The organism is Achromobacter sp. 1011791174 (genome assembly GCF_059760925.1).
The window spans coordinates 14,102-38,402 of the sequence record NZ_JCBANH010000026.1 but is presented as its reverse complement, the minus strand read 5'-3'; the positions used below and the strand labels follow the sequence as shown (position 1 = coordinate 38,402).

Below are 24,301 nucleotides of genomic sequence, written 5' to 3'. Positions count from 1 at the left end.
GGGCCTTGGAGGCTAGCGCGGCAGCAGTTCCTCGCGAGTCAGGTATTTGCCGTATTCGTTGACCCCAAGTAGCGTGAAGCCGAAGCCCTCGACCAGGGCCATCAAGGGACCCACGCCGCCGTAGGGGTAGCCGTGCGGATCGATCTGCAATTCGGCGATGGAATCGTCTAGGCGTGCCAGGCCCAGCACGGTGTAGTCACCCGAATGGATGCTGTCCACCAGGCTGTAGAAATCCCATTTCGCGGAGAGCTGTTCTGCGGGTTCTGGAATCCACTTGGGGCAGGACTCGCGCTGATGCTTCAGGTCGGCCAGGGTCAGTTCGTCCGGCCAGTCGAAGTTGTTTCCAAGCTCAACGGGAATGGCGGAAAACCAGTCGGACAGGTCGCGGTGAATCTGCGCTTCCTTGTCGTGCTTAAGCGTTTTGTACAGGAGGCGCAAGGCTTCCAGATGCGCGGCATCGCCGTATTCGAAGCGGACGCCGAACTGTTCCATTGTGGATAGGTCTGACGGCAGGGTGGCAGGAGTAGCGGTCCTGACCGCAGTCAAACTCGATTTATTTTTTCTTATCATTGTGGTCGCATTTAACGCTGCCACCACGCTCCCGGTCAACCGCCATGGCTGAATCGCGTGGCGCTGTCGCGACAGTCAAAAGTGCATCGCAACGGGCCTGGGCTGTGCGATCGCGCACGGCTGGGGGACATTGATACCGCGCACGTCTCCGGAAGGTTGGACCTCCAATCAGCTCAAAATCAGACCGTTTCGATTCATTCAAGATCAAGACTGGTCTATTTGATGAGCTGATTGCTGCTAGATTGCGCAAGTTCGACCTGCCCTGAGTACGCCATGACCATCCGCGAAGACAGACTCCAGATACTTCGGCAACCGCTGCTCTCGCGCGCACCGGTGGGCTATCAGCGCCGCTTCGTGGACGATTACGTTCCGAACCAGAGTTCCCTGTTGCCACCCGCTCTGGCTCAGGCCTTGGCCGACGAAGGCGGCATGCCGGGCCAGCATCCTGCCGGCACTTACGCGCGCCGTGTCCTGAAGCCGCTGTTGCTTGACCTATCCTGGTCATCCTCACGGTTGGAAGGCAACCGGTATTCGCTGTTGGCCACGCAAGAGCTCTTCAAGCGCGGCACGGCAGACAATGACCTGGACGCGATCATGCTGCTCAATCACAAGGCCGCCATCGAGTTCATGGTCGATGCCGTGCCCCTGCACGGCCTGACGTCTGCTGTCATTGGCAATCTGCACACGCTCCTGATGGAGCATCTGTTGGCTCACACCGACGGTCTGGGTCATGTCCGCCGTACCGTGGTCAACATCCGCGACACGACCTACATCCCTATCCAGGCGCCTGCGCTGCTGCAGGAAATGCTCGATCACATCGTGGAAAAAGCGCGGCTGATCAAGAATCCCGTGGAAGCGGCGTTCTTTCTCTGGGTGAACCTTGCTTACCTGCAACCCTTCGAGGACGGCAACAAGCGCACCAGCCGCTTGTCGGCCAACATTCCGCTGATGCTCTACAACTGCGCGCCGCTGTCCTTCCTGGACGTGGAGGCGCAGGACTACGCCTACGCCATGATGGGCGTCTACGAGCGTGGCGATGTCGCGCTCGCGGTGGATCTGTTCACCTGGTCTTATCGGCGCTCAATTCGTAAATACACCGTTCAGCTCGATGCGGCGGGCGTGCCGGATCCCGTGCGGCTGCGGTTTCGAGAGAAGCTGAATCAAGCGATCAGCCGGGTGGTGCGTGCACGGCAGACCGCCGACGCGGCGGTGGCGGCGCTGGCCTGGCCTGAAGACGATGCGCGCGTGTTTCGTCCGATGTTGGCAGAAGAGTTGCGGGTGCTGGATCTGTACAACTGCGCGCGGTATCGATTGGCGATGGAGCAGGTGCAGGAATGGATCGAGGCGGGGCGACCGCAGTAACGTTCACTTTCGTCATATCGCGCAGCCGGCAAGGGCCAGCCTTGTTGTTGGCTACCTTCCTGGCCATGCCATAGCAGTTAACGACAAAGCGCCGGACAGTGCATGGAAAGTTGCCGCTTTTCTTGCCGGTTTCTCTCACCCATTCATTCGGTTCGCGTCCGACACGTAGCCGCGTTCAAGAACAGAATCCAGTCACCTAAAAACAAAGGCCGCGAATTCATCGCGGCCTTTGCCCGTACTACTCAAAAATCAACGCAGCAGCGCCTTACTTACGCACCTGCGCAATCAACCCATCCAGCTGCGCCAGCATCGTATCAATCTCCTCAGCCGTCACATTCAACGCCGGCATGAACCGCAGCAGATTCCCGCGCGGCGCATTCAGCAGCAAGCCATTCGGCGACAACTTGCGCGCGGCCTCGACAATAGCCGGACCATCATCGCGATCCATCACCAGCGCGCGCAGCAGACCCATCCCGCGCTCGCCCTGCATGCCGTACTTCGCCGACAACGCCAGCAGGCCTTCCGACAGCTGCTTGGCACGCGCATTGACCGATTCCATGAAGCCCGGCGCGGCCAGCGCATCGAACACCGCGACGCCAACAGCCGCCATCAGCGGGTTGCCGTTATACGTGCCGCCCTGGTCGCCGTGCGAGAACACGCACACTTCCTGGCGCGCCAGCAGGGCGGCCAGCGGCACGCCACCGCCGATGCCCTTGGCCAGCGTCATGATGTCCGGCACCACGTCCGATTGCTGGTAGGCGAACATCGTGCCGGTGCGGCCCATGCCGGTCTGCACTTCGTCGACGATGAAGAGCAGCTTGTGCTCGTCGGCCAGCTTGCGCAGGCCCTGCATGAATTCCTTGGTGGCGGGGATGACGCCGGCCTCGCCCTGCACCGGCTCCAGCATGATGGCGACGGTCTGGTCGTCGATCAACTTGCGCACCGATTCCAGGTCGTTGATCTCGGCCTTGGGGAAGCCTTCGACCTGCGGGGCGAACATCTTGTCCCAGCCCGGCTTGCCCGACGCGGACATGGTCGCCAGCGTGCGGCCATGGAAGCCGTGGTTCATGGTGATGATCTTGTAGGCGCCCTTCTTGTTGACCTGGCCCCACTTGCGCGCCAGCTTGATGGCGCCTTCGTTGGCTTCGCCGCCGCTGTTGGCGAAGAAGACGCGGTCGAAGACCGACGCGCTGGTCAGGCGCGAGGCCAGCTCGATGGACGGCAGGTTGTAGAACGCCGGCGACGGGTTCATCAGCAGCTTGGACTGGTCCAGCAGGGCCTTCTGCATTTCCGGGGCGCTGTGGCCCAGGGTGTTGACGGCCCAGCCCTGGACGAAGTCCAGGTATCGCTTGCCCGCGTGATCCTCCAGCCAGGATCCCTGGCCTCGCACGAACACGAGGTCCGGGCGGGCGGTGATCTCCATGAGGGCGTTGACGTTGAACTGGCTGAATTCCATGGCGGTTCCTGCGGAATGAGGGTACAGGGTTGAAAGACGGGGAAACGCTAAAACGCGAATTTAGCACCGGCGGGGGGATGCTATCGTGACGCACCCCCTGCCGATCCGCCCCAGGCCGCCTCAAAAAGGCCGGCGACGCGGGCGCTCTATTTTATGCAACAGGCGCTACCCCGCGCGCAGACCTTCATCGCTTTTTACTGACCAATCATGAAACGTATTCTTTCCAGCCTCGCGGCTGGCCTGGCGCTGGCGGCCGCCGGCGCCCCGGCGCATGCCGAGTATCCCGACCGTCCCCTGCGCCTGATCGTGCCGTTCCCACCGGGGCAGGCGACCGACATCTTCGCCCGCGCGCTGGCCGAAAAGCTGGGCTCGGCGGTGAAGCAGCCGGTGGTGGTTGAAAACAGGGCCGGAGCCGGCAGCAATATCGGCATGGAGCAGGCAGCGCGCTCGGCGCCCGACGGCTACACGCTCGTGATCGCGGGCAGCGCGGCGGCGGTGAACCAGACGCTGTACAAGACCGTGAACTACAAGCTGGCGGACGATTTCGCGCCGGTGTCGGGCGTGTTCTCGGTGCCGCTGATGTTCCTGGCCACGCCGGCCTCGGGCATCAACTCGCTCAAGCAGCTGGTGGAGCAGGCGCGCGCCAAGCCGGGCGACCTGGCCTATGCCAGCGCGGGCATCGGCGGCACGCAGCACCTGTCGGCCGAGATGTTCAAGGCGGCGGCCCAGATCGACATCCGCCACATCCCGTACAAGGGCAGCGGCCCGGCGCAGGCGGATTTCCTGGGGCACCAGGTGCCTCTGATGGTGGACTCGGTGACCGCCGGCCTGCCGCATGTGCAGAACAAGAAGGCGGTGGCGCTGGCGGTGACGACGGCCAAGCGGCTGCCGCAGCTGCCCGACGTGCCGACGGTGGCCGAGTCCGGCTATCCGGGCTTCGAAGCGATCGGCTGGGCGGCGGTGCTGGCGCCTCGCGGCACGCCGCCGGAGGTGACGAACTATCTGAGCCAGCAGATCGGCCGCGTGCTGGGCACGCCCGAGATGCAGAAGTTCTTCCGCGACCGCGGCGCCGAGCCGATGCCGATGACGCCCGAGGCGACCGGCGGCTTCATCAGCGGCGAAGTGAAGAAGTGGGGCGAGGCGGTGAAGCAGTCGGGCGCGCAGGTCGACTGAACGCTGGCATCGTCTTGCAAACGGGCCGTCGCCGCGTTGCGGGACGGCCCGTTGCCTTATGGCCTCGCCATGCTCAGTGCAGGGCGTTCACATCGGGCCTGCCCGGATCGCCAGGCCGGCGGGGCTGGTCCGGGTTGTGCGGTTGCCGAGGATCTCCCGGTTGCCCCGGCTGGCCAGGCTCGCCGGGCTGCCCCGGTTGGTTAGGCTTGCCGGGCACTTCCGACGGCACGCGGCCCGGTTGATTGTCGTCCTGCCCGGGTTTGCCTGGCTGCTGCTGCTGACCGGGGGCTTGCTTGGCCGGCGCGTCGCCGGGCGGATGAGTCGTGTTCATGGTGGTCTCCTGAAAATTCGCGCAAGGCGATACAGATGAGGGGCACGCATAACGAGCGCAGGACCACGATAGAAGCAGCTCGTAACCGCGCACAGAGCTCGCGGGACGAATTTATCTAGTACTTTCTTCCTACCTCCGGGCCGCGCCGCGCGGCCCGCCTCGCGCATCAGGGAGACAGGATGAAGAAGACCGCCACGGCGTTCACGACGGAACGCCGCCATCTGCTGGAGATCATCGACGGCCTGATCGAGGGCATCATCCTGCTGGACAACAACCGGCATATCGCCTGGGCCAACGACACGGCGCTGGCCATGCACGGCGTGGCGGACCTGGCGGGGCTGGGCGGCACGGCGGCCGGCTATCGCAAGGCGTACACGCTGCGCTACCGCAACAACCGCAAGCTGGACGCGGCGCAATACCCGATGGATCGGGCGCTGGCGGGCGAGGCCTTCAAGGACATGGTGGTGGAAGTGTGCAGCCGGCGCGATCCGGATTTCCGCCGCATGCACCAGGTGCGCAACCTGGTGCTGAACGATGCGCAGGGCGCGGTGGAAGGCATGGTGCTGGTCCTGCTGGACGTGACCGAGCGCTACAGCGCGGAAGAACGATTCGAGCGCACCTTCAACGCCAATCCCGCGCCGGCGGTGATCTGCTCGCTGGCGGACCTGCGCTATGTGAAGGTCAACCAGGGCTTCCTGGAAATGACGGGTTACGCACGCCAGGACGTGCTGGACAAGACCGTGCGCGAACTCGACGTGCTGGGCGACACGCCGCAGCGCGAGGACGCGCTGCAACGGCTGGCCGAAGGCCGCACGATTCCGCAGATGGAATCCAGCATCGCGGTGCAGGGCGGCGGCAGCAAGCTGGTGGTGGTGGCGGGCCAGCCCATCGAGGTGGCCGATCAGCCCTGCATGCTGTTCACCTTCAACGACCTGGAGCCGCGCCGCAAGGCCGAGACGGCGCTGCGCCACAGCGAACAGCGCTTCGCCACGGCGTTCCGGCTGGCGCCGGTGCCGATGACCTTGAGCACGGCGGAAGGCGAGCTGCTGGAGGTCAACGACGCCTTCGTCGCCACCACCGGCTACGACGCCGCGACGCTGTCGCGCGACGAGGACGCGCTGGCGCGGCTGTGGACCGATCCGCGCGCCTACGACCGCGCCATGGCCTCGCTGGAGCAGGGCGCAAGCGTGCGCAGCCTGGAAATGGCGCTGCGCACGCGCGAGGGCGCGCTGCTGGACTGCCTGCTGTCGGCCGCGCCGGTGAAGATCCAGGACCTGCCCTGCGTGCTGGGCGCGATCCAGGACATCACCGAGCGCAAGCGCAACGAACTGGAGCTGATGGAGGCCATCGAGACGGTGATGCAGGACACCTCCTGGTTCAGCCGCACCGTGATCGAGAAGCTGGCGCAGATCCGCGCGCCCGGCGCGCCGCAGTCGCAGGGCGAGCTGGCCGACCTGACGCGGCGCGAGCGCGAGATCCTGGGCCTGATCTGCGACGGCCACACCGACGCCGAGATCGCGGCCACGCTGCACCTGTCGCGCAACACGGTGCGCAATCATGTGGCGGCGCTGTACGGCAAGCTGGACGTGCACCGGCGCAGCGCCGCCATCATCTGGGCGCGCCAGCGCGGCATCGTGGGCTACGAGAAACCGCCGCGCAAGCGCGCGGGGAAGTAGGCGCGGCGCGGGCAGGCTGCTCGGGCGCCATCCATCAAACAAGTAGAAAAGTACCAGTCGATCTGGTGCGTGCGTTTCTTACGCGCGCGCGCCGCCATTCCTATATTGGGTTCGTCCGCGGCCACGGCCTGCAAGCCGCCCGGCGCGCGATTTCCCCGCAACTGGAACCCAAGGAGCAACCCAATGGACAACGACCGCATCAAAGGCGCCGCCAAGGAAGTGAAGGGCGCGATCAAGGAAACGGCCGGCAAGCTGACCGGCAACCGCCAGACGGAAATCGAAGGCAAGGCCGAGAAGGCCGTCGGCAAGGTGCAGCGCAATGTCGGCGAGGCCAAGGACAAGGTCCGCGACGCGCTGGACAAGAAGTAGGAAGGACGCGCGCCAGCCCGTTCTCGTTCTTCGCACTGACAGGAGTTCACCGATCATGAAGCACTACCGAAACGCCGCCCTGGGCCTGGCCCTGGCGCTGGGCGCCGCGCTGGCGCCGGTCCATGCGCAAGGCACCGCCATGTCCCAGGACCAGATCGACGCGCGCTACGACGCCGCCAAGAAGCAATGCGACGCCCGCAGCGGCGACTCGAAGGATCTGTGCCTGAAGCAGGCGCGCGCCGACAAGGACGTGGCCGAGGCGCAGGCCAAGGCCGGCAAGCAGAAGGCCGAGGCAAACCACGACGCGGCCAAGGCACGCCAGGACGCGGACTACGACGTGGCCAAGAAGAAGTGCACAGCCATGTCCGGCGATGCCAAGGACGCCTGCCTGGCCGAAGCCAAGACGCGCTACGGCAAGTAAGGCATCGGCACATGAACGCAACAAGGAGAACCGCAATGGCGCAACGGATCTGGATCGTGCTGGTCATGGCCGTGGCCGGCATGACGGCGGGCTGCAACACGGTCGAAGGTGCCGGCAAAGACATCGAACGTGGCGGGGAGAAGATCCAACAGCAGGCACGCTGATCGCCCCGTAGCACCCTGGCCTTGCCGCCGGCGCGCCTTGTGCGCGCCGGCGCTTTTTTGCGTCCGGACCCCGTGAACACGCGCCAGAAGCGCCGTCCAGCATCCGGCCCCGACGCAGCAGGCGTCAGCGCGAATACCCGCGCGCCGAGATCTCCCAGATATCCTCCACCACGCCGTCCCGGAACACCACCAGCCCGTCATGCAGGTTGAAGGTCGGATCGACGTGCGCCGGCACCAGCCGCAACACCGCGCCCAGCTCCGGCGCGCTAGCGCCCGGCTCGACACGCACCACGCTGTGCTCGTCGTTGATGGCGGTGCAGGTCAGGCCGGGCTCGCCGTAAACGGCGGGCGGGCCGCATTCGGCGGAGGCGGACTTCAGGCCGGCGTCGAGCACGGCGCGATCGGGCGCGGGCGTGCTCATCACGGTGGACAGCAGGAACAGGCTGTGCTGGAACGTCAGCGGTCCGCCCCATTCGTTGGCGCCGTAGTCGCCGTCCATGAAGGCGTAGGAACCGGCCTGCAGCTCGGTGTAGACGCCGCTGGCGGCATCGAACTCGACGCTGCCGGTGCCGCCGCCGGTGATGGTGTCGCAGGCGATGCCGCTTTCGCGCAGCAGCTGGGCATAGGACGCGGCGATGCGCGCGGCGTCGCGACAGATGCGGGCGCGTTCCTCGCGGCCGCGGGCGTGCTGGACCGAGCCGTGATAGGCCTGCAGGCCGGCGAAGTTGACGCCCGGCAGGTCGCGCGCCTGCTGCGCCAGGGCCAGCACGGTGGCCTCGTCGGACGCGCCGCAGCGGCCCTGGCCCACATCAATCTCGACCAGCACGTCGACCTCGACGCCGGCGCCGGCCATGGCCCGCGAGATCTGCGCCAGGTTGGCGGCGTTGTCGACGCAGACGCTGATGCGCGCGGCGCGCGCCAGCTGGGCCAGCAGCGCCAGCTTGGCCGGGCCCACCACCTCGTTGCTGATGTGGATGTCGCGCACGCCGGCGGCGACAAAGGGCAGGGCCTCGCTGACCTTCTGACAGCAGATGCCGCGTGCGCCCAGCGCCAGCTGGCGCAGCGCGACCTGGGGACACTTGTGGGCCTTGGCGTGAGGCCGCAGCGCCACGCCATGGCGGTCGGCCCAGGCCTGCATGGCGCGCAGATTGGCTTCGAAGGCCGCCAGGTCCAGCGCCAGGCTGGGCGTGTCGACGCGCGCCAGCGGATCGCCGGGCTGGGCGGCGGGAGGCAGCGCTATGCCGCGTATGACTTCCTGGGACATCGGGATGGCTCCGTTTTTTCGTTCGAACATTCAACAATCAGGCGGCTGACGACTGCGGGCGATGCGTGGGGAAAAGCGGCAGGGCGGCATGCCGGCGATACAGGAACGGACCAGCGGCTCGTCATAACCAAAGCGCGCCTGTCCATAACCAAACCGCGAGCCTACCCCCAGGTAAACCATAGCCCCGCGGCCATTGGCGGGGCGGGGACAGCATGACAGAATTTCATCACAACAAACGCCCCCGCGCTTGCCTGTTCATCAGGCCTGACAAAAGGGGCTTTTCCGCTTCGGGCCACGGCGCGCGGCGGAAAGATATCAAGGGGAACGGACGGCCCGCGCGACGGAGATGACGCAAGGGCCCTGTGCCGACATGCCGCCCTCGGGCTCCGCCCCAAGGCGCAGCGCGGCATGCAGGCATCGTCCTTGCCGGCGGCGTGGCCACGGCAAGGCATACCGACTCAGAGCACACACAGAACCGGAGAAGCTCGCATGAAACTCAAGAAGTGGATCACCACCCTGACCCTCGCCGCGGCCGCCGTCGGCGTCGCCGGCGCCGCGCAGGCGCAACAGTTCTTCCGTATCGGCACCGGCGGCACCGCCGGCACCTACTACCCGGTGGGCGGCATCATCGCCAACGCCGTGTCGCAGCCGGGCAAGCTGATCGCCACGGCGGTCGCGTCCAACGGCTCGGTGGCCAACATCAACGGCATCCTGGGCGGTTCGTTCGAGGCCGGTTTCACGCAGTCGGACGTGGCGTTCTGGGCCTATAGCGGCACCGGCACCTTCGACGGCAAGCCCAAGGCCCAGGACCTGCGCCTGATCGCCACGCTATACCCGGAGAGCATCCACCTGGTGGCGCGCAAGGGCTCGGGCATCAAGAGCGTGGCCGACCTGAAGGGCAAGCGCGTGTCGATGGACGAGCCCGGCTCGGGCACGCTGGTCGACGTGCGCCTGATCCTGGGCGCCTACGGCATGACCGACAAGGACATCAAGGCCGAATACCTGAAGCCCAACCAGGCCGGCGACAAGCTCAAGGACGGCGGACTGGACGCGTTCTTCTTCGTCGGCGGCGCGCCGGCCGGCGCCATCGCCGAGCTGGCCTCCAGCGGCGCGGGCATCGAGATCGTGTCGCTGGTCGGCCCCGAGATCGACGCGCTGCGCGCCAAGCAGGAGTTCTTCACGCCCGACACCATCGCCGCCAACACCTACCAGAACGTGGGCGAGGTCAAGACCATTTCCGTCAACGCGCAGCTGGTGAGCTCGGCCAAGGTGCCGGAGGCCGTGGTCTATGAAGTGACCAAGGCGCTGTACAGCGACGCCACCCGCAAGACGCTGGACAACGGCCACGCCAAGGGCAAGCTGATCACGCGCGACAACGCGATCAAGGGCGCGGGCATTCCGTTCCATCCGGGCGCCGAGAAGTTCTACAAGGAAATCGGCCTGCTGAAGTAGGCCACCCCCGAGGCGCCTGTGGCGCCTCCCCCTCTAGGGGGCCCGCTGGCGGACCGGCAGAGCCGGATCCGCTGCGGTGCGATCGGGGAGCGCCGGAGGCTTGCGTCGGGTATGCCGCGAGGCTCAATCGATTGGCTGCCCGCATAGGGCCCGGAGCTTGGCGCGCCAATGCAGGATCCGAAGCAGCAAACCAATAGGCAAGCCAGTAGGTACACATCAGCAAGCACACATGCCAGCCACGCGGGCATGTCCGGCGCGGTATGCGTCGCATGGGCAGGGCCGCCGCGAGCGGCCCTGTTTGTGGAATCACCCAGAGAAATACGGCTATGGAAATAGACCACGATAAGACCCAGCAGCTGGCGGAAAAGTACGATTCGGAAATCCGCTTCCGGCCGCTGGACAAGACCGCCACCTGGATCGTCTCCGGGCTGCTGGTGGCGCTATCCCTCTTTCACTACTACACCGCCGGCTTCGGGCTGTTGCGCGAGGCGACGCATCGCGGCGTGCACCTGGCCTTCGTGCTGAGCCTGATCTTCCTGGTGTTCGGCTTCTCGAAGTCGCACTACCAGCGCCAGCCCAGGTCCACCTGGTTCGCCCCCGGCGGCGTGCCGCTGTACGACTGGGCCATGGCGATCGCGCTGGCGCTGTCGGTGCTGTATATCCCCTACATCTTCGAGGACCTGGCGTTCCGCGTGGGCAATCCGCTGCCGGTGGATGTGCTGATGGGCTCGATCCTGCTGGTGGGCCTGCTGGAAGCCACGCGCCGCGCCATGGGCTGGCCGCTGCCCATCATCGCGCTGGTGTTCATGGCCTATGCCATGTTCGGGCCGTACTTCCCAGGCCTGCTCAAGCACGCGGGCAATACCTGGCCGCAGATCGTCAACCACATGTACCTGACCAGCCAGGGCGTGTACGGCGTGGCGGTGGGCGTGGTGGCGACCTACGTGTTCCACTTCGTGCTGTTCGGCGTGCTGGCCACGCGCATCGGCCTGGGCCAGCTGTTCCTGGACGTGGCCTCGACCATCGCCGGCCGCTACGCGGGCGGCCCGGCCAAGGTGTCGGTGTTCGGCTCGGCCATGTTCGGCATGCTGTCGGGCTCGTCGGTGGCCAACGCGGTCACGGTGGGCTCGCTGACCATCCCGGCCATGATCCGCATCGGCTATCCGAGGCACTTCGCCGCCGGCGTCGAGGCCGCCAGCAGCACGGGCGGGCAGATCACGCCGCCCATCATGGGCGCGGCCGCGTTCCTGATGATCGAGTTCCTGGGCATCCCGTACCAGCAGATCGCCATCGCCGGCATCTTCCCGGCCTTCCTGTACTTCTTCGGCATGTTCATGCAGGTCCACTTCGAGGCCAAGCGCGAAGGGCTGCGCGGGCTGACGAACGAGGAAATGCCCAAGCTGCGCGAGTCGTTCAAGAAGCGCTGGCCGACGCTGATCCCGCTGATCCTGCTGATCGGCGTGCTGGCCAGCGGCCGCACGCCGTACCTGGCGGCCTTCGCCGGCATCACGGGCTGCATCATCGTGGGCCTGCTCAATCCGTTCCAGCGCCTGCGCCTGCGCGACCTGTACGAGGCCTTCGAGACCGGCGCCAAGTACGCGCTGGCGGTGGGCGCGGCGGCGGGCACGGTGGGCATCGTGATCGGCGTGGTCACGCTGACGGGCGTGGGCTTCAAGATCTCGTACATCGTGATCTCGGCGGCGCAATCGCTGGCGGGCGGGGCCTCGGCCTTCATCCCGGAAGCGATCGCCAACATGCAGACGCTGACGCTGATCGCGGCGCTGATCATGACCGGCCTGGTCTGCATCCTGATGGGCTGCGGCATTCCCACCACGGCCAACTACCTGATCATGGTGGCGGTGGCCGCGCCCACGCTGGTGCAGCTGGGCGTGCAGCCCATCGCGGCGCACTTCTTCGTGTTCTATTTCGGCATCCTGGCGGACATCACGCCGCCGGTGGCGCTGGCGGCCTATGCGGCGGCGGGCATGGCGGGCAGCGATCCGTTCAAGACCGGCAATACGGCCTTCCGGCTGGGCATCACCAAGCTGATCGTGCCTTTCGTGTTCGTGTTCTCGCCGTCGCTGCTGATCTCGGTGCAGGGCTTCACCTGGTACGACTTCTTCGTGACCCTGGTCGGCTGCATGGTCGGCCTGGTGCTGCTGTCGGCGGCTTTCTCGCGCTACATGCTGGTCGGCATGAAAAGCTGGGAACGCTGGCTGTGCACGGTGGGCGCGCTGCTGACCATCATCCCCGGCCTGATGAGCGGACTGATCGGTCTGGCCATCTGCATCCCGGTGTTCATCCGTCAGCTGGCGGAGCTGAAGCGGGAAAGCGCGCTGCGGCCGGCTTGAACCTGGCCGGTGCTGGGGCCGATACGGCCCCAGCCTTGCCAACGTCGATACGCTTCGTTAACAGTCGCAAGCCATCGGCCTGCGGCCACGCGGCACCGCAGGCCATCAGAGAATAGCCTGCAGCCCCTTGTCCGCGATGACATTGAGCAGCTTGAGCGCGGGGCCGGCAGGGCGGGTTTCGCCCTGCTCCCACTTGCGCACTGTCGAAGCGGTGGTGTGCAAATGCAGCGCGAACACTGGCTGGCTGAACTTCAGGGAGTCGCGCAGGCGCTTGATGTCGGCCGCCTCGAATTCCCGCACCGGCGCTGGACAGATCGCGTCGAACTGACGCATCGTCACCTTGCTGATCGCGCCCGCTTCGTGCAGCGCAGCCAGGTCGCCACGCAGGGATTCAATGATCTTGCTCACAAGGTACCTCCAGTAGCACGCCCAGGCTCAGGGCAGTCGCAAGCGCATCGGCGGACAGCTCCAGGAACACCTTGCCCGCCAATTGCAACGCCTGCGTTTCTTCCCTTGTGATGTTCGCCTTGTCGCGCTTGGGAAACCCGTGCAGGAATATGTGGCGCTTGCCGATCCGGGCCGACAGCAGGGTTCGATAGCCGCCGCGCTTGCCTGCGCCGCAGCGGGCGACCCGCTGCTTGTAGAGGCCACCGCCCAGATTCGCATCGACCAAGCCGCTCTCCATCTCCTGAACCGCCTTGCACAACGCGGCGTCGGCCAATTTCTCGCGTGCCTGCCAGCGCGCAAAACCCTGCGTTTGAAAGTACGCGTCATCACTATCCCCAAACTATACCCGAAACGGGTATAGTTTTCGATACTCATAAATCGGAGTTACTGCTAGTGCGGCAACTGTGAACTTAGCCCAGGAGCATCGCCTTCTGCCTGGCGACAGTGAGCATTTCGTCCCTCCGACACAGGCTCAGCAACAGGCCTATGCCCGTTGTAATAGCACTGCGAAAAAAGGGGCGGGTCAGGAATACCTCCCAACCTGCCCCTTGTCCGACCTGCCGAATCATTCATTCTGAAAGCAAAATGCCCGCAGATATGTGACAGTTCCCGCACGATGACGGCCATACAACAACCGTCCGTCCTCTCGGTTGCCCGAGGAAATATTTCGGCGTACAGTAAAATTCATGTTTGCTGGTCTGCCGATATCCGGGCCGACTGTGCAAACAAGCACTAGAGTGCGCAACATGTTCGATATCCTGGTTTATCTGTTCGAGAACTACTACACGCCGCAAGCCTGTCCCGCGGCCGACGTCCTGGCAAAGCGGCTCGCCGCGGCCGGCTTCGAGCATGAAGACATCGACGACGCCCTCGGCTGGCTGTACGGCCTGGCCGAGACCACCGAACGCTGCGTCGATCTCGCCCAGGTGCCCAACACCGGCACCCGGATCTACACCGACAACGAATACCAGCAGCTCGGCTCCGAATCCATCGGCTTCATTGCCTTCCTGGAATCGGCCGGCGTGCTGCCCGCGCCGCTGCGCGAAATCGTCATCGACCGTGGCCTGGCGTCGCCCGAAACCCCGGTGCCGCTGGACAAGATCAAGATCATCGCCCTCATGGTGCTCTGGAGCCAGGAAGCCGAGATCGACAATCTGGTCCTGGAAGAGCTGCTGGACGACGAGGGCGTGCGGCGCCTTGCCTTTTGCCCTGAGCTGATCTGTCCGTGACCTACGTCGGCCGCTTCGCCCCCAGCCCCAGCGGCCCGCTGCACGCGGGCTCGCTCGTGGCCGCGTTGGCCAGCTGGCTGGACGCGCGCGCCAGCGCCGGACGCTGGCTGCTGCGGATCGAGGACGTGGATACGCCGCGCACCGTGCCGGGCGCCGCCGAATGCATCATGGCGCAGCTGCGGGCGCTGGGCCTGGACTGGGACGGCGAGATCATGTGGCAGTCGCGGCGCGGCGATGCCTACCAGGCGGCCTTTGACGCGCTGGCCGCGCGCGGGCTGATCTACGGCTGCGGCTGCACCCGGCGCGAGATCGCCGACTCGGCGCTGCGCGGCCAGACCGCGCCCGGCGCCGACGGCGAGCGGCCCTATCCCGGCACCTGCCGCCACGGCCTGCCGCCAGGCCGCGAGGCGCGCGCCTGGCGCCTGCGCATGCCGGACGGCGTGGAACGCTTCGAGGACCGCTGGCTGGGGCCGCAGGAACAGGACGTGGCGCGGGCGGTGGGTGACATCGCCCTGCGCCGCGCCGACGGGCTGTGGGCCTATCAATTGGCGGTGGTGGTGGACGACGCCGCCCAAGGCGTCACCGACGTGGTGCGCGGCGCCGACCTGCTCAGCTCCACGGCGCGCCAGCGCATGCTGGGACGGCTGCTGGACCTGCCGCTGCCGCGCTACATGCACGTGCCGCTGATCCTGGACGCCGACAGCGGCCTGAAACTGTCCAAGCAGAACGGCGCGCCGGCCATCGACACCGGCGCTCCCCTGGCCGCGCTACAGGGCGCCTGGCGCGCGCTGGGCTTCGAGACCCTCGACGGCGCGGCCGACCCGGCGGGTTTCCTGGCGCGGGCCACGGCGCAATGGGCGCACCGCTTTCCGCCTCCGGGCGGCTGAGCTTGCGCCCGGGCCGCCTTTATAGTGGCTGCAAGTCCGCCCCCAGCATCCGCACCAGCAGCGCCTCGCCGTTCTCGCCCACGCGCAGTTCGCCAAAGCGCGCGACTTCGTAGCGCTTGGCCTGGCCCTCGGGGAAGAAATACGCATTGGTGACGATGCGCACGCTGTTGTCGCGCACGCGGTAGCGCAGCGGCACCTCGCCATCGGCGCGCGGCTGGGTGCCGGGCTGGATGCGCAGGACCTTGCCCACGCCGCGCTCGTCCTGCGCCAGCACCAGGTAGCCGTCCGGCTCGTAGCTGAGTACCTCGTCCTGGGTCAGGGCCGGGTCGCGCGAGCCGTCCTTGCGCAGCCGCGTGACGTCGCGACTGGCGGCGAAGTTCAGTGCCATGTAGTCGCCTTGCATCAGCGAACGGGGGTCCACCGGCGCCAGCTCCAGGATCACGACGCGGCCGCTGCCCAGCAGCTGCTCGCGCTGCCAGATGCTGCCGTTGGCCACCGCCAGCACCAGGGCCAGCCCGCCCAGCACGCCCACCGTGCGCCAGCGCAGCACGGCCGAGACCGGCGGCAGGATGGCGCGCGGGCCGTCCTCGCGGGTGCGCATCAGGCGCGGCACCAGCCACACCATGACGCGCAGGAAGAACAGCAGCAGGGCGCCGCCGCCCAGCCAGACGGCCTTTTGCAGCAGCGGCACTTCCAGCTGGTAGTAATAGACGCCCAGGTAGACCAGCAGGCTGCCCACGCCGAACACGGTCAGGCTGCGCAGGCCCAGGCCGAAGCCCAGCAGCAGCCAGGCCAGCGCGAAGCCCACGCCGGGGCTGGGCAGCCAGAACAGCGCCAGGATCAGCAGGGCCAGCGGCACGCCCCACAGCAGGCCGGCGGTCAGCACGCGGCGGCGCGGCCACAGCACGGACAGCGCCGCGGCGGCCGGCAGCAGGGCGCCGGCGACCACCAGCACGGCCGAACGCGGGTTGACCGCCCACATGGCCGGCAGCTGCTGAGCGGAAATGCCGCCGGCCAGCCACACCATGCACTGCACCGACAGCAGGAAGGCCCAGGCCAGCGGCGCCAGCGCGCGGGCGCGCGGGCTGGCATCGCGACGGCTCAGACTGAAGGCCACCGCCGCGCCCCAGGCGCCGGTCACGGCGATGGGCAGCCACAGAAAGGCGGCGCGCGCGGAATCGAAGCGCCACAGGGCGTCGAACAGGTTCTCGTCCACCAGCGCGGGCGACAGGCCGCGCCAGATCAGCCCGGCGGCGGCGCCCGCGATCAGCAGGCCGCTGAGGAAGCGCAGGATGAGATCGGTACCCAGCACGTACACCGCCACGGCCAGGGCCAGCACGAACAGGCAGGCGTTGGTGAATGACGTGGAGTCTGATATTCCGAAAATGACCAGCAGCTCGCCGGCGAAGGCCATCGCCGTGCCGCACTGCCGCCAGAACGGACCGGCCTCGCTGCGCAGCACGGCCACGCCGGCCGCGCACAGCACCAGCCCGGCGACCAGCGCGCCTTCCTGCGTGTTGACGATCTGGGACAAGCCGATGAACAGCAGCAGCAGCAGCGTCGCCAGCCAGGCGCTCAGGCCCAGCAGGCATTGCACGTACCAGGGCGCATCGGCGGCGGGCGTCGCGGGCGGAGTGACCTGGGCCACCGGCTCGCCGGCCGGGGCCGGGTCCACGGGATTGCCGGCCGAGGCGCTGGCGGGCTCGGCATCGGCCGCCGGCGCGGCCGTCTTGCCCTCGGCGGCCAGCCCGCGCAGCCAGCGCGCGGCCCAGACCGCCTCGGCCATGAGCAACGCGGCCAGGGGCAGCGCCGCCCAGGCGCCGGGCTCCAGTCGCAGCAGCCATTCCCCCACGACCCGCAGGGAGACGCAGATCACGCCGGCGGCCAGCATGGCCAGGATGACCAGGTCGCGGCGCACCTTCTGATAATAGAAACCCAGGCCCAGCGTGACCGCCAGCCAGGCGATGCTGCCGGTCGTGCTGCCGTAGCTGCGGCCGATGAAGAGGTCGGTGTACATCGTCGACATCACCAGCGCGCCGATGGTCAGCGCGGCCAGCAGGCGCGGACCGACCAGGGTGCTGGCGCGCCAGCGGCGCGCGGCCAGTTCCCAGCCCGCCAGCATCGTCAGGTTCAGCCCGGCCATGATCAGGGCGGGCAGGTACGTCGCGCCCAGGAGTCCCCACCAGCTGAAGACCCGCTCGCCCAGCCACAGGGCCATGGCCACGTTGACGACCAGGGCCCACAGCAGCCAGACCGCCTGGCTGGCCGCGGCCAGCGCCCAGGGCAGCAGCAGCACGGCCCACCAGGCGAACAGTTCCCAGGTATCGGCGCCGGTCTGGTATGTTTGGCCCAGCAACGCGAGCAGGGCGCCCAGCAGGATGCCGGCCAGGGCCAGCAGGGCGCCGGGAATGGCGCCGCGCGCGCCGGCGGCGGTCCGCAGGCGCAATCCGGCCCAGGCGGCGGCCAGCGCGCAGACGGCCAACAGGGTCTGGGCGCCGGCGAATCGCTGGACCTTGCTCATGTCCTGCCAATTGGCCGCGACCCAGCAAATGGCCGCGCTGCCCAGCAGCAAAACGCCCAGCCAGAGGGTGCTTCGCGCCAGGAATTGACGCCAAGCGTGCAGTTCGGATCCCGCTTGCCTTTCAGTGCCGACTTGCATGTCGAGAATCTCCGATCTTATTATCCGCGCTACTAAGGCGGGTCCGCCGCCACTGGATACACATGAATAAAACGCTGATTATTGCCGAGAAGCCCTCGGTGGCCCTTGATATATCACGCGCCTTGGGAGGCTTCGCGCGCGAGGGCGACTATTTTGAAAGCGAACGTTACGTACTGGCTTCCAGCATCGGCCATTTGCTGAGCCTGGTCGCGCCCAACGATCCTGTCAAAGGGAAGTGGAGCTTCACGCACCTGCCCGTCATTCCGCCTGAATTCGAGCTGGGCCCCACGGACAAGAAATCAGCCGAACGCCTGAAACTGCTGGTCCGCCTGGCCAAGCGCAAGGACGTGGACGCCATCATCAACGCCTGTGACGCCGGGCGCGAGGGCGAACTGATCTTCCGCTACATCATTCAGTATGCCGGCGTGAAGAAGCCGATCCAGCGCCTGTGGCTGCAGTCCATGACCCAGGCCGCGATCCGCGACGCCTTCGCCAACCTGCGCGACGACGTCCAGCTCAAGCCGCTGGAAGCGGCCGCGCGCTCGCGCGCCGAGGCCGACTGGCTGGTCGGCATTAACGGCACGCGCGCCATGACCGCCTTCAACAGCAAGGACGGCGGCTTCTTCAAGACCCCGGTCGGCCGGGTGCAGACGCCCACGCTGGCCATCGTGGCCGAGCGCGAGGAACGCATCCGCGCCTTCGTGCCGCGCGACTACTGGGAGGTGCGCGCCCAGTTCGTGGCCGCCGCCGGCCTGTACGAAGGCCGCTGGATCGACCCGGACTTCAAGAAGGACGAGCGCGACCCGGAAAAGCGCGAATCGCGCCTGTGGTCGCAAGCCGCCGCCCAGAGCGTGGTGGCGGCCTGCCGCGAACAGCCCGGCAGCGTGACCGAGGAATCCAAGCCCTCGACCCAGATGTCGCCGGCCCTGTACGACCTGACCTCGCTGCAGCGCGAGGCCAACGGCCGCTTCGGCTTCTCGGCCAAGACCACGCTGGCGCTGGCCCAGACCCTGTACGAACGCCACAAGGCGCTGACCTACCCGCGTACCGACTCGCGCTACCTGCCCGAGGACTACCTGAACACGGTCAAGGAAACCATGCGCGCGCTGGCGCAGGGCGGCTCGAACGCCGTCGGCGGCCTGGCGCGCCATGCCGGCACCGTGGTCGGCGAGGGCTGGGTCAAGCCCAACCGCCGCATCTTCGACAACAAGAAGGTGTCGGACCACTTTGCCATCATCCCCACGCTGCAGATCCCGCATGACCTGAGCGAGGCCGAGGGCAAGCTGTACGACCTGGTGCTCAAGCGCTTCCTGGCGGTGTTCTTCCCCGCCGCCGAATACCGCGTCACCACCCGCATGACCGAGGTGCAGGGCCATCGCTTCCGCACCGACGGCAAGGTGCTGGTCGCCCCCGGCTGGCTGGCCGTCTACGGCAAGGAAGCCCAGGGCGAGGACGCCAACCTGGTGCCGGTGGCCGACGGCGAGACCGTGCGCACCGAGGACGTCGAAGCCGTGGGCCTGACCACCAAGCCGCCCGCGCGCTACAACGAAGGCACGCTGCTGTCGGCCATGGAAGGCGCGGGCAAGCTGGTCGACGACGAAGAGCTGCGCGAAGCCATGTCCGAGCGCGGCCTGGGCACGCCGGCTACGCGCGCGGCCATCATCGAAGGCCTGCTCAACGAAAGCTACCTGCGCCGCGAAGGCCGCGACCTGGTGCCCACCGCCAAGGCGCGCCAGCTGATGACGCTGCTGTCCGGCCTGGACGTGACCGAACTGACCTCGCCCGAACTCACCGGCGAATGGGAGCACAAGCTCAAGCAGATCGAGCAGGGCGGCCTGGGCCGCGAGGCCTTCATGCGCGAGATCGCGCAGATGACGCAGGTCATCGTCAAGCGCGCCAAGGAATACGAGCGCGACACTGTGCCTGGCGACTACGCCACGCTGCGCACGCCCTGCCCGAAGTGCGGCGCCGTGGTCAAGGAAAACTACCGGCGCTTTGCCTGCACCAGCTGCGATTTCTCGATCGGCAAGCACCCGGGCGGACGCACCTTCGAACTGCCGGAAGTCGAGGAACTGCTGGCCAAGCGCGAGATCGGCCCGCTGCAAGGCTTCATCAGCAAGATGGGCCGGCCCTTCGCCGCCATCCTGCGCATCAGCGACGAGTACAAACTGGAATTCGACTTCGGCCAGAACGACGAGGACGACGCCGAAGCCGTGGACTTCTCCGGCCACACGCCGGTCGGCGCCTGCCCCAAGTGCTCGTCGCGCGTCTTCGAGCACGGCATGAGCTACGTCTGCGAGAAGTCCGTGGGTCCGGCCAGGACCTGCGATTTCCGTTCCGGCAAGGTCATCCTGCAGCAGGAAATCTCGCGCGAGCAGATGGAAAAGCTGCTGACCGAGGGCCGCACCGGCCTGCTCGACGGTTTCGTCTCCAGCCGCACCAACCGCAAGTTCAAGGCCTTCCTGGTGCGCCAGCCCGACGGCAAGATCGGCTTCGAGTTCGAGCCGCGCCCCGAAAAGCCGGGCCGCGCGCCGGCCAAGACGGCCAGCAAGACGGCGGCGACCAAGACCGCCACTAAGACGGCCACGAAAACGGCCGCCAAGAAAGCCCCCGCCAAGAAGGCGGCGGTGAAGAAGACCGCGACCAAGACCGCCGCCAAGAAAACGGCCAAGAAGACCGCGGCCTGAGCCGCAACGATCGGCAGCCGTTGAGGAACGCCCGGGAGACCGGGCGTTTTTCATTGGCGGGCCGCTTGCGACAGGCGCATGACAAACGCCCGGAACCCCGCCGTATTGCGGTATTGTTTACCCCGCTGTACCGCACACGACCGAAGAGGACGACATGACCGCAAGCCCCCGCTCCCCCGCCCGCCGCCGCATCCTGACCGCCGCCGGCGCGCTGGCCGGCCTCAGCCTGATCGAGGGCCGCGTGGCGCTGGCCCAGCCCAAGCTGGGGCGCGTGGTCTACGGGCAGGGCAGCATCGACCCCTTCTTCGCGGCCGGCTATGTGGCGCTCAAGCGCGGCTATTTCGGCGAGGCCGGGCTGGAGGTCGAGTACCTGAATTCCCAGAGCGGCCCGCGCACCAATCAGCTGCTGGCCGCCGGCCAGATCGTGTTCGGCGCCACCGCCGCCACCGCCGCGCCCGCGCTGACGCTGGCCGGCAAGCCGGCCACGCTGGTGTTCGGCTTCGACCGCAAGCTGACCTACGCCAACGTGATCGTGCGGCGCGAGGACTACGACAGCGGCAAGATCAAGTCGCTGAAAGACCTGGCCGGCAAGCGCGTGGGCGCGACCCAGCCGCAGTCCAGCACTTGGCTGATGGCGCTGTACCTGATGCAGAAGGCCGGCGTGGCCGACAAGGTGGACATCCGCCCGCTGGGCGACCTGGCCACCATGCTGGGCGCGCTCAAGACCGGCTCGGTCTCGGCCAGCATGGCCACCATGTCGATGATGGAGCAGGCCCGCCAGGAGGGCTGGGGCGTGCCGATCTTCGACGCCACCACCGAGGCCTCGTGGAACGAGTTCATGGGCGGCGACGTGCCCGGCATCGCCGCGCTGACGCTGGCCGACACCATCCAAAAACGCCCCGAAACGGTGCAGGCCTTCGTCGGCGCGCTGGTCAAGGCGCAGGATTTCATCAGCGCCCATGACGCCGCCGCCATCACCGAGGCGATCTACGACGACTATCTCAGCGCCTTCCCCAAGAGCGCCATCGAGAAAACGCTGGGCGTCTACAAGCAGACCGTGTTCCTGTCGGACAACCTCATCACCGAGGACGCCTACCAGCGCATGAGCGCCATCATGGGCGACGGCCGCCAGTTCTCGAACGACGAACTCAAGACCGTGCCGTACTCGCGCTGCGTCGACATGAGCTTCGTGCGCCGCGCCCGGGGCCTGTAATGATCGAGCTGGACCGGGTCGGCAAGGCGTACCCCGCGCGCCGGGGCGTCACGCATGCGGTGGGCGAGGTCAGCCTGACCATCGGCGCGGGCGAGTTCGTGTCCATCGTCGGCCCCTCGGGCTGCGGCAAGAGCACGCTGCTGAACATGATCGCGGGCTTCCTGCCGCCCACCGCCGGCGAAATCCGCGTGGACGGCCAGCGGGTCAACGGCCAGGTGCCGCCCAGACTGGGCTATATCTTCCAGAAGGACACGCTGCTGCCCTGGTTCAGCGTCCGGAAGAACGTGGCCCTGGGACTGAAGTTCCAGGGCGTGGCGCCCGACCGGATCGCCAGCCGCGTGGCCGAGCTGCTGGAGCTGGGCCATCTGGCGGACTTCGCCGACGCCTATCCGCACCAGCTCTCTGGCGGCATGCGGCGGCGCGTGGCGCTGTTGATGAGCCTGGCGGTGGAGCCGCGCATCCTGCTGCTGGACGAGCCCTTCGGCGCGCTGGACACGCACACCAAGACGCACCTGCACCGCGAGCTGATCGAGATCTGGCGCACACTGGGCCAGACCATCGTGATGGTGACGCACGACCTGGACGAGGCCATCACGCTGTCGGACCGCGTCGTGGTGCTGTCCGGACCGCCCAGCCGCGTACTGCTGGACGAGCGCATCGCCATCCCGCATCCGCGCGACGTGTTCACGCTGCGCGAAACGCCGCAGTTCACCGCCCACGTGCAAAGCCTGTGGAGCGTGCTGGGCCAGCAGTTCCGCGCCGCCGCCTGAGACCGGACGCCATGACTTCCGCGACGACTCCCCGCCATGAATCCGCCCCCGCGCCGCAGGACCCGCTGCGTCTGGACCGCCGCGCGGCCATCGCCCGCCGCGTCCACGTCACGCTGTGGCAGGTGCTGATCCTGGCCGTGATCCTGGGCGCCTGGGAGACACTGACGCGCATTCCCTGGTTCACGCAGAACACCCTGTTCGATCCCTTCTTCATCAGCCAGCCCTCGCGCGTGGCCGTGCGCCTGTGGGAATGGCTGCAGCCCGGCCCACGCTCGGTCTGGCCGCATCTGTGGCTGACGCTGCAGGCCACGCTGATCGGGCTGGCGGTGGGCGTGGGCAGCGGCTTCCTGGTGGGCATGACGCTCAGCCGCAGCCGCTTCCTGGCCGATGTGTTCAATCCTTACATCGTGGCCTTCAACTCCATGCCGCGCATCGCCTTCGTGCCGCTCATCACCATGTTCTTCGGGCTCGGGCTGGCGTCCAAGGTGGTCACGTCCTGGTTCGTGGTGTTCTTCCTGGTGTTCTTCAACACCTACAAGGGCGGGCGCAGCGTGGAGCGCGAGCTGGTGGACTTCTGCCGCACACTGGGCGGCTCGCCGCGCCAGATCCTGTGGCGCGTGCGCGTGCCCACCGCCGCAGCCTGGACCTTCGCCGCGCTGCCCAACGCCATCAGCTTCGCGCTGATCGGCGTGGTGCTGGCCGAGTTCGTCGGCTCCACCACCGGCATGGGCTACCTGATGATCACCGCGCTGGCCACGCTCAACGCCACCGACATGTTCGCCGCGGTCACGCTGCTGTCGCTGGTGGGGATCGCGCTGGTGTATTGCGTGACGTGGCTGGAGCGGCGGCTGCTGCACTGGGCCCCGGAATTCCGCGAATGATTGGGCCCACCCCCGAGGCGCTGCGCGCCTCCCCCCTCAAGGGGGCGCCGCTGCGGACCGGCGAAGCCGGATCCGCGCGGCCCCGATCGGGGCGAGCCTGCGATCCAACAAGCACGACGTTTCTTCCCGGTTCCCGTTCCCAGCCATAGGCGAATGACATGAATACCCTGCCTTATCTGCGCAACTTCGAACTCGGCGGCCAGGTCGCGCTGGTGACCGGATCGGCCCGTGGGCTGGGTCTGTGCATCGCGCGGGCGCTGGCCGGCTGTGGCGCGCGCGTGCTCATCAACGGCCGCAATGCCACAGCCGCCGAGGCGGCCGCCGACGCGCTCAGGCGCGACGGGCTGGACGCGCACGCGCTGGCCTTCGACGTGGCCGACGACGCCGCCATGGCGCAGGCTTTCGCCCGCATCGACGCCGAGCATGGCCGGCTGGACATCCTGGTCAACAACGTGGGCGCGCGCAACCGCAAGACGCTGGCCGACACCACGCCCGCCGAGATCCGCGAATTGATCGACACCGACCTGGTGGCCGGCCTGCTGCTGTCCAAGCTCGCGGCCGAGCGCATGGTGCGCCAGGGCGGCGGCCGGCTGATCGCCATCACTTCCGTGGTGGGCGAATTCGCGCGCGCGGGCGACGCCGTCTATCCGGCGGCCAAGCAGGGCCTGACCGGCATGATGCGGGCGCTGGCGGCGGAGTTCGGCGGGCGCGGCATCACCAGCAACGCCATCGCGCCGGGCACCTTCGCCACCGAGACCAATGCCGCGATGATTGCCGACCCCTCGGTCGGCCCGCGCGTCGCGGCGCGCAATCCGACGGGCCGCTGGGGCGAGCCGGAGGAAATCGCCGGCGCCGCCGTGTTCCTAGCCTCGCGCGCCGCGTCCTATGTCAACGGGCACGTGCTGGTGGTGGACGGCGGACTGTCGATCCAGTTCTAAG

At 67.4% G+C, this 24,301-nt stretch carries 22 protein-coding genes; 15 read left to right on the top strand and 7 right to left on the bottom strand.

Going from position 1 to position 24,301, the window contains the following annotated elements; translation table 11 throughout:
• Positions 1–12: 12 nt before the first annotated feature.
• Positions 13–492: a hypothetical protein gene (locus AC6LJ5_RS11920; protein ID WP_498140564.1), complete on the bottom strand. Its 480-nt coding sequence runs from the start codon at positions 490–492 to the stop codon at positions 13–15.
• 351 nt (positions 493–843) lie between these two features.
• Between AC6LJ5_RS11920 and AC6LJ5_RS11915 the strand changes: the two genes are divergently transcribed.
• Positions 844–1,932 (top strand): Fic family protein, encoded by a 1,089-nt coding sequence (locus AC6LJ5_RS11915; RefSeq protein WP_498140563.1) that lies wholly within the window; start codon positions 844–846, stop codon positions 1,930–1,932.
• A 265-nt stretch (positions 1,933–2,197) separates the two neighbouring features.
• Here the strand turns inward: AC6LJ5_RS11915 and AC6LJ5_RS11910 are convergent, their stop codons facing one another.
• Positions 2,198–3,388 carry an acetylornithine transaminase gene (locus AC6LJ5_RS11910; RefSeq protein ID WP_103271896.1) on the bottom strand — a complete coding sequence of 397 codons (1,191 nt, stop codon included), beginning with the start codon at positions 3,386–3,388 and terminating at the stop codon, positions 2,198–2,200.
• 207 nt (positions 3,389–3,595) lie between these two features.
• Between AC6LJ5_RS11910 and AC6LJ5_RS11905 the strand changes: the two genes are divergently transcribed.
• Positions 3,596–4,561 carry a Bug family tripartite tricarboxylate transporter substrate binding protein gene (locus AC6LJ5_RS11905; protein ID WP_498140562.1) on the top strand — a complete coding sequence of 322 codons (966 nt, stop codon included), beginning with the start codon at positions 3,596–3,598 and terminating at the stop codon, positions 4,559–4,561.
• 73 nt (positions 4,562–4,634) lie between these two features.
• On the opposite strand, the gene AC6LJ5_RS11900 is transcribed toward AC6LJ5_RS11905, so the two are convergent.
• The gene (locus AC6LJ5_RS11900) at positions 4,635–4,892 is read right to left on the bottom strand and encodes a hypothetical protein (RefSeq protein WP_498140561.1); all 258 of its coding nucleotides are present in this window, start codon (positions 4,890–4,892) and stop codon (positions 4,635–4,637) included.
• Positions 4,893–5,071: 179 nt separating this feature from the next.
• Between AC6LJ5_RS11900 and AC6LJ5_RS11895 the strand changes: the two genes are divergently transcribed.
• From AC6LJ5_RS11895 to AC6LJ5_RS11880, 4 genes are all read left to right on the top strand, one after another.
• Positions 5,072–6,568, top strand: coding sequence for a PAS domain S-box protein (locus AC6LJ5_RS11895; protein ID WP_498140560.1), 1,497 nt, complete (start codon positions 5,072–5,074; stop codon positions 6,566–6,568).
• A gap of 183 nt (positions 6,569–6,751) precedes the next feature.
• Entirely contained in the window at positions 6,752–6,937 is a 186-nt protein-coding gene (locus AC6LJ5_RS11890; protein WP_103271892.1) for a CsbD family protein, read from the top strand.
• Between the two features lie 55 nt (positions 6,938–6,992).
• Positions 6,993–7,358, top strand: coding sequence for a hypothetical protein (locus tag AC6LJ5_RS11885; RefSeq protein ID WP_392410345.1), 366 nt, complete (start codon positions 6,993–6,995; stop codon positions 7,356–7,358).
• 65 nt (positions 7,359–7,423) lie between these two features.
• Positions 7,424–7,522 carry an entericidin A/B family lipoprotein gene (locus AC6LJ5_RS11880; protein WP_369869779.1) on the top strand — a complete coding sequence of 33 codons (99 nt, stop codon included), beginning with the start codon at positions 7,424–7,426 and terminating at the stop codon, positions 7,520–7,522.
• A 124-nt stretch (positions 7,523–7,646) separates the two neighbouring features.
• On the opposite strand, the gene AC6LJ5_RS11875 is transcribed toward AC6LJ5_RS11880, so the two are convergent.
• Complete coding sequence (locus tag AC6LJ5_RS11875) at positions 7,647–8,786, bottom strand: DSD1 family PLP-dependent enzyme (RefSeq protein ID WP_103271888.1); 1,140 nt, start codon at positions 8,784–8,786, stop codon at positions 7,647–7,649.
• Between the two features lie 489 nt (positions 8,787–9,275).
• On the opposite strand from AC6LJ5_RS11875, the gene AC6LJ5_RS11870 reads away from it, so the two are divergent.
• Together AC6LJ5_RS11870 and AC6LJ5_RS11865 are read left to right on the top strand one after the other, a co-directional pair.
• Complete coding sequence (locus tag AC6LJ5_RS11870) at positions 9,276–10,238, top strand: TAXI family TRAP transporter solute-binding subunit (protein WP_392410339.1); 963 nt, start codon at positions 9,276–9,278, stop codon at positions 10,236–10,238.
• A 326-nt stretch (positions 10,239–10,564) separates the two neighbouring features.
• Positions 10,565–12,589: a TRAP transporter permease gene (locus AC6LJ5_RS11865; protein WP_498140559.1), complete on the top strand. Its 2,025-nt coding sequence runs from the start codon at positions 10,565–10,567 to the stop codon at positions 12,587–12,589.
• Between the two features lie 105 nt (positions 12,590–12,694).
• Here the strand turns inward: AC6LJ5_RS11865 and AC6LJ5_RS11860 are convergent, their stop codons facing one another.
• Positions 12,695–12,997 (bottom strand): helix-turn-helix domain-containing protein, encoded by a 303-nt coding sequence (locus tag AC6LJ5_RS11860; RefSeq protein WP_103271885.1) that lies wholly within the window; start codon positions 12,995–12,997, stop codon positions 12,695–12,697.
• Complete coding sequence (locus AC6LJ5_RS11855) at positions 12,981–13,310, bottom strand: type II toxin-antitoxin system RelE/ParE family toxin (RefSeq protein WP_498140558.1); 330 nt, start codon at positions 13,308–13,310, stop codon at positions 12,981–12,983. The genes AC6LJ5_RS11860 and AC6LJ5_RS11855 overlap by 17 nt, the downstream gene beginning before the upstream one ends.
• A gap of 472 nt (positions 13,311–13,782) precedes the next feature.
• Between AC6LJ5_RS11855 and AC6LJ5_RS11850 the strand changes: the two genes are divergently transcribed.
• Together AC6LJ5_RS11850 and gluQRS are read left to right on the top strand one after the other, a co-directional pair.
• Positions 13,783–14,265 (top strand): Smg family protein, encoded by a 483-nt coding sequence (locus AC6LJ5_RS11850; RefSeq protein WP_498140557.1) that lies wholly within the window; start codon positions 13,783–13,785, stop codon positions 14,263–14,265.
• Positions 14,262–15,152, top strand: a complete 891-nt coding sequence (gluQRS, locus tag AC6LJ5_RS11845; protein WP_498140556.1) for a tRNA glutamyl-Q(34) synthetase GluQRS — start codon at positions 14,262–14,264, stop codon at positions 15,150–15,152. The genes AC6LJ5_RS11850 and gluQRS overlap by 4 nt, the downstream gene beginning before the upstream one ends.
• 19 nt (positions 15,153–15,171) lie before the next feature.
• Here the strand turns inward: gluQRS and AC6LJ5_RS11840 are convergent, their stop codons facing one another.
• Positions 15,172–17,811, bottom strand: coding sequence for a GDYXXLXY domain-containing protein (locus AC6LJ5_RS11840; protein ID WP_498140555.1), 2,640 nt, complete (start codon positions 17,809–17,811; stop codon positions 15,172–15,174).
• A 62-nt stretch (positions 17,812–17,873) separates the two neighbouring features.
• Here AC6LJ5_RS11840 and AC6LJ5_RS11835 point away from each other — a divergent pair, with 62 nt between their 5' ends.
• The 5 genes from AC6LJ5_RS11835 (at position 17,874) to AC6LJ5_RS11815 (ending at position 24,300) form a co-directional block, all read left to right on the top strand.
• Entirely contained in the window at positions 17,874–20,498 is a 2,625-nt protein-coding gene (locus AC6LJ5_RS11835) for a DNA topoisomerase III (RefSeq protein ID WP_498140554.1), read from the top strand.
• Between the two features lie 154 nt (positions 20,499–20,652).
• Entirely contained in the window at positions 20,653–21,711 is a 1,059-nt protein-coding gene (locus tag AC6LJ5_RS11830) for an ABC transporter substrate-binding protein (RefSeq protein WP_103271880.1), read from the top strand.
• A complete protein-coding gene (locus AC6LJ5_RS11825; RefSeq protein ID WP_498140553.1) occupies positions 21,711–22,481 on the top strand; it encodes an ABC transporter ATP-binding protein in 771 nt (256 codons plus the stop codon). Before AC6LJ5_RS11830 ends, AC6LJ5_RS11825 begins: the two co-directional genes overlap by 1 nt.
• Before the next feature lie 11 nt (positions 22,482–22,492).
• The gene (locus tag AC6LJ5_RS11820) at positions 22,493–23,362 is read left to right on the top strand and encodes an ABC transporter permease (RefSeq protein ID WP_498140552.1); all 870 of its coding nucleotides are present in this window, start codon (positions 22,493–22,495) and stop codon (positions 23,360–23,362) included.
• A 158-nt stretch (positions 23,363–23,520) separates the two neighbouring features.
• Positions 23,521–24,300 carry an SDR family oxidoreductase gene (locus tag AC6LJ5_RS11815; protein ID WP_103271878.1) on the top strand — a complete coding sequence of 260 codons (780 nt, stop codon included), beginning with the start codon at positions 23,521–23,523 and terminating at the stop codon, positions 24,298–24,300.
• Position 24,301: the final 1 nt, after the last annotated feature.

What these genes read in the sequence shown, in the direction of transcription:
- AC6LJ5_RS11815 (WP_103271878.1), top strand. Translation starts at nt 23,521, where the DNA reads ATGAATACCCTGCCTTATCTGCGCAACTTCGAACTCGGCGGCCAGGTC.
- AC6LJ5_RS11905 (WP_498140562.1), top strand. Translation starts at nt 3,596, where the DNA reads ATGAAACGTATTCTTTCCAGCCTCGCGGCTGGCCTGGCGCTGGCGGCC.
- AC6LJ5_RS11820 (WP_498140552.1), top strand. Translation starts at nt 22,493, where the DNA reads ATGACTTCCGCGACGACTCCCCGCCATGAATCCGCCCCCGCGCCGCAG.
- AC6LJ5_RS11915 (WP_498140563.1), top strand. Translation starts at nt 844, where the DNA reads ATGACCATCCGCGAAGACAGACTCCAGATACTTCGGCAACCGCTGCTC.
- AC6LJ5_RS11840 (WP_498140555.1), bottom strand. Translation starts at nt 17,811, where the DNA reads ATGCAAGTCGGCACTGAAAGGCAAGCGGGATCCGAACTGCACGCTTGG.
- AC6LJ5_RS11920 (WP_498140564.1), bottom strand. Translation starts at nt 492, where the DNA reads ATGGAACAGTTCGGCGTCCGCTTCGAATACGGCGATGCCGCGCATCTG.
- AC6LJ5_RS11865 (WP_498140559.1), top strand. Translation starts at nt 10,565, where the DNA reads ATGGAAATAGACCACGATAAGACCCAGCAGCTGGCGGAAAAGTACGAT.
- AC6LJ5_RS11875 (WP_103271888.1), bottom strand. Translation starts at nt 8,786, where the DNA reads ATGTCCCAGGAAGTCATACGCGGCATAGCGCTGCCTCCCGCCGCCCAG.
- AC6LJ5_RS11895 (WP_498140560.1), top strand. Translation starts at nt 5,072, where the DNA reads ATGAAGAAGACCGCCACGGCGTTCACGACGGAACGCCGCCATCTGCTG.
- AC6LJ5_RS11825 (WP_498140553.1), top strand. Translation starts at nt 21,711, where the DNA reads ATGATCGAGCTGGACCGGGTCGGCAAGGCGTACCCCGCGCGCCGGGGC.
- AC6LJ5_RS11830 (WP_103271880.1), top strand. Translation starts at nt 20,653, where the DNA reads ATGACCGCAAGCCCCCGCTCCCCCGCCCGCCGCCGCATCCTGACCGCC.
- AC6LJ5_RS11900 (WP_498140561.1), bottom strand. Translation starts at nt 4,892, where the DNA reads ATGAACACGACTCATCCGCCCGGCGACGCGCCGGCCAAGCAAGCCCCC.
- AC6LJ5_RS11870 (WP_392410339.1), top strand. Translation starts at nt 9,276, where the DNA reads ATGAAACTCAAGAAGTGGATCACCACCCTGACCCTCGCCGCGGCCGCC.
- AC6LJ5_RS11835 (WP_498140554.1), top strand. Translation starts at nt 17,874, where the DNA reads ATGAATAAAACGCTGATTATTGCCGAGAAGCCCTCGGTGGCCCTTGAT.
- AC6LJ5_RS11885 (WP_392410345.1), top strand. Translation starts at nt 6,993, where the DNA reads ATGAAGCACTACCGAAACGCCGCCCTGGGCCTGGCCCTGGCGCTGGGC.
- AC6LJ5_RS11850 (WP_498140557.1), top strand. Translation starts at nt 13,783, where the DNA reads ATGTTCGATATCCTGGTTTATCTGTTCGAGAACTACTACACGCCGCAA.
- AC6LJ5_RS11880 (WP_369869779.1), top strand. Translation starts at nt 7,424, where the DNA reads ATGGCCGTGGCCGGCATGACGGCGGGCTGCAACACGGTCGAAGGTGCC.
- AC6LJ5_RS11890 (WP_103271892.1), top strand. Translation starts at nt 6,752, where the DNA reads ATGGACAACGACCGCATCAAAGGCGCCGCCAAGGAAGTGAAGGGCGCG.
- AC6LJ5_RS11910 (WP_103271896.1), bottom strand. Translation starts at nt 3,388, where the DNA reads ATGGAATTCAGCCAGTTCAACGTCAACGCCCTCATGGAGATCACCGCC.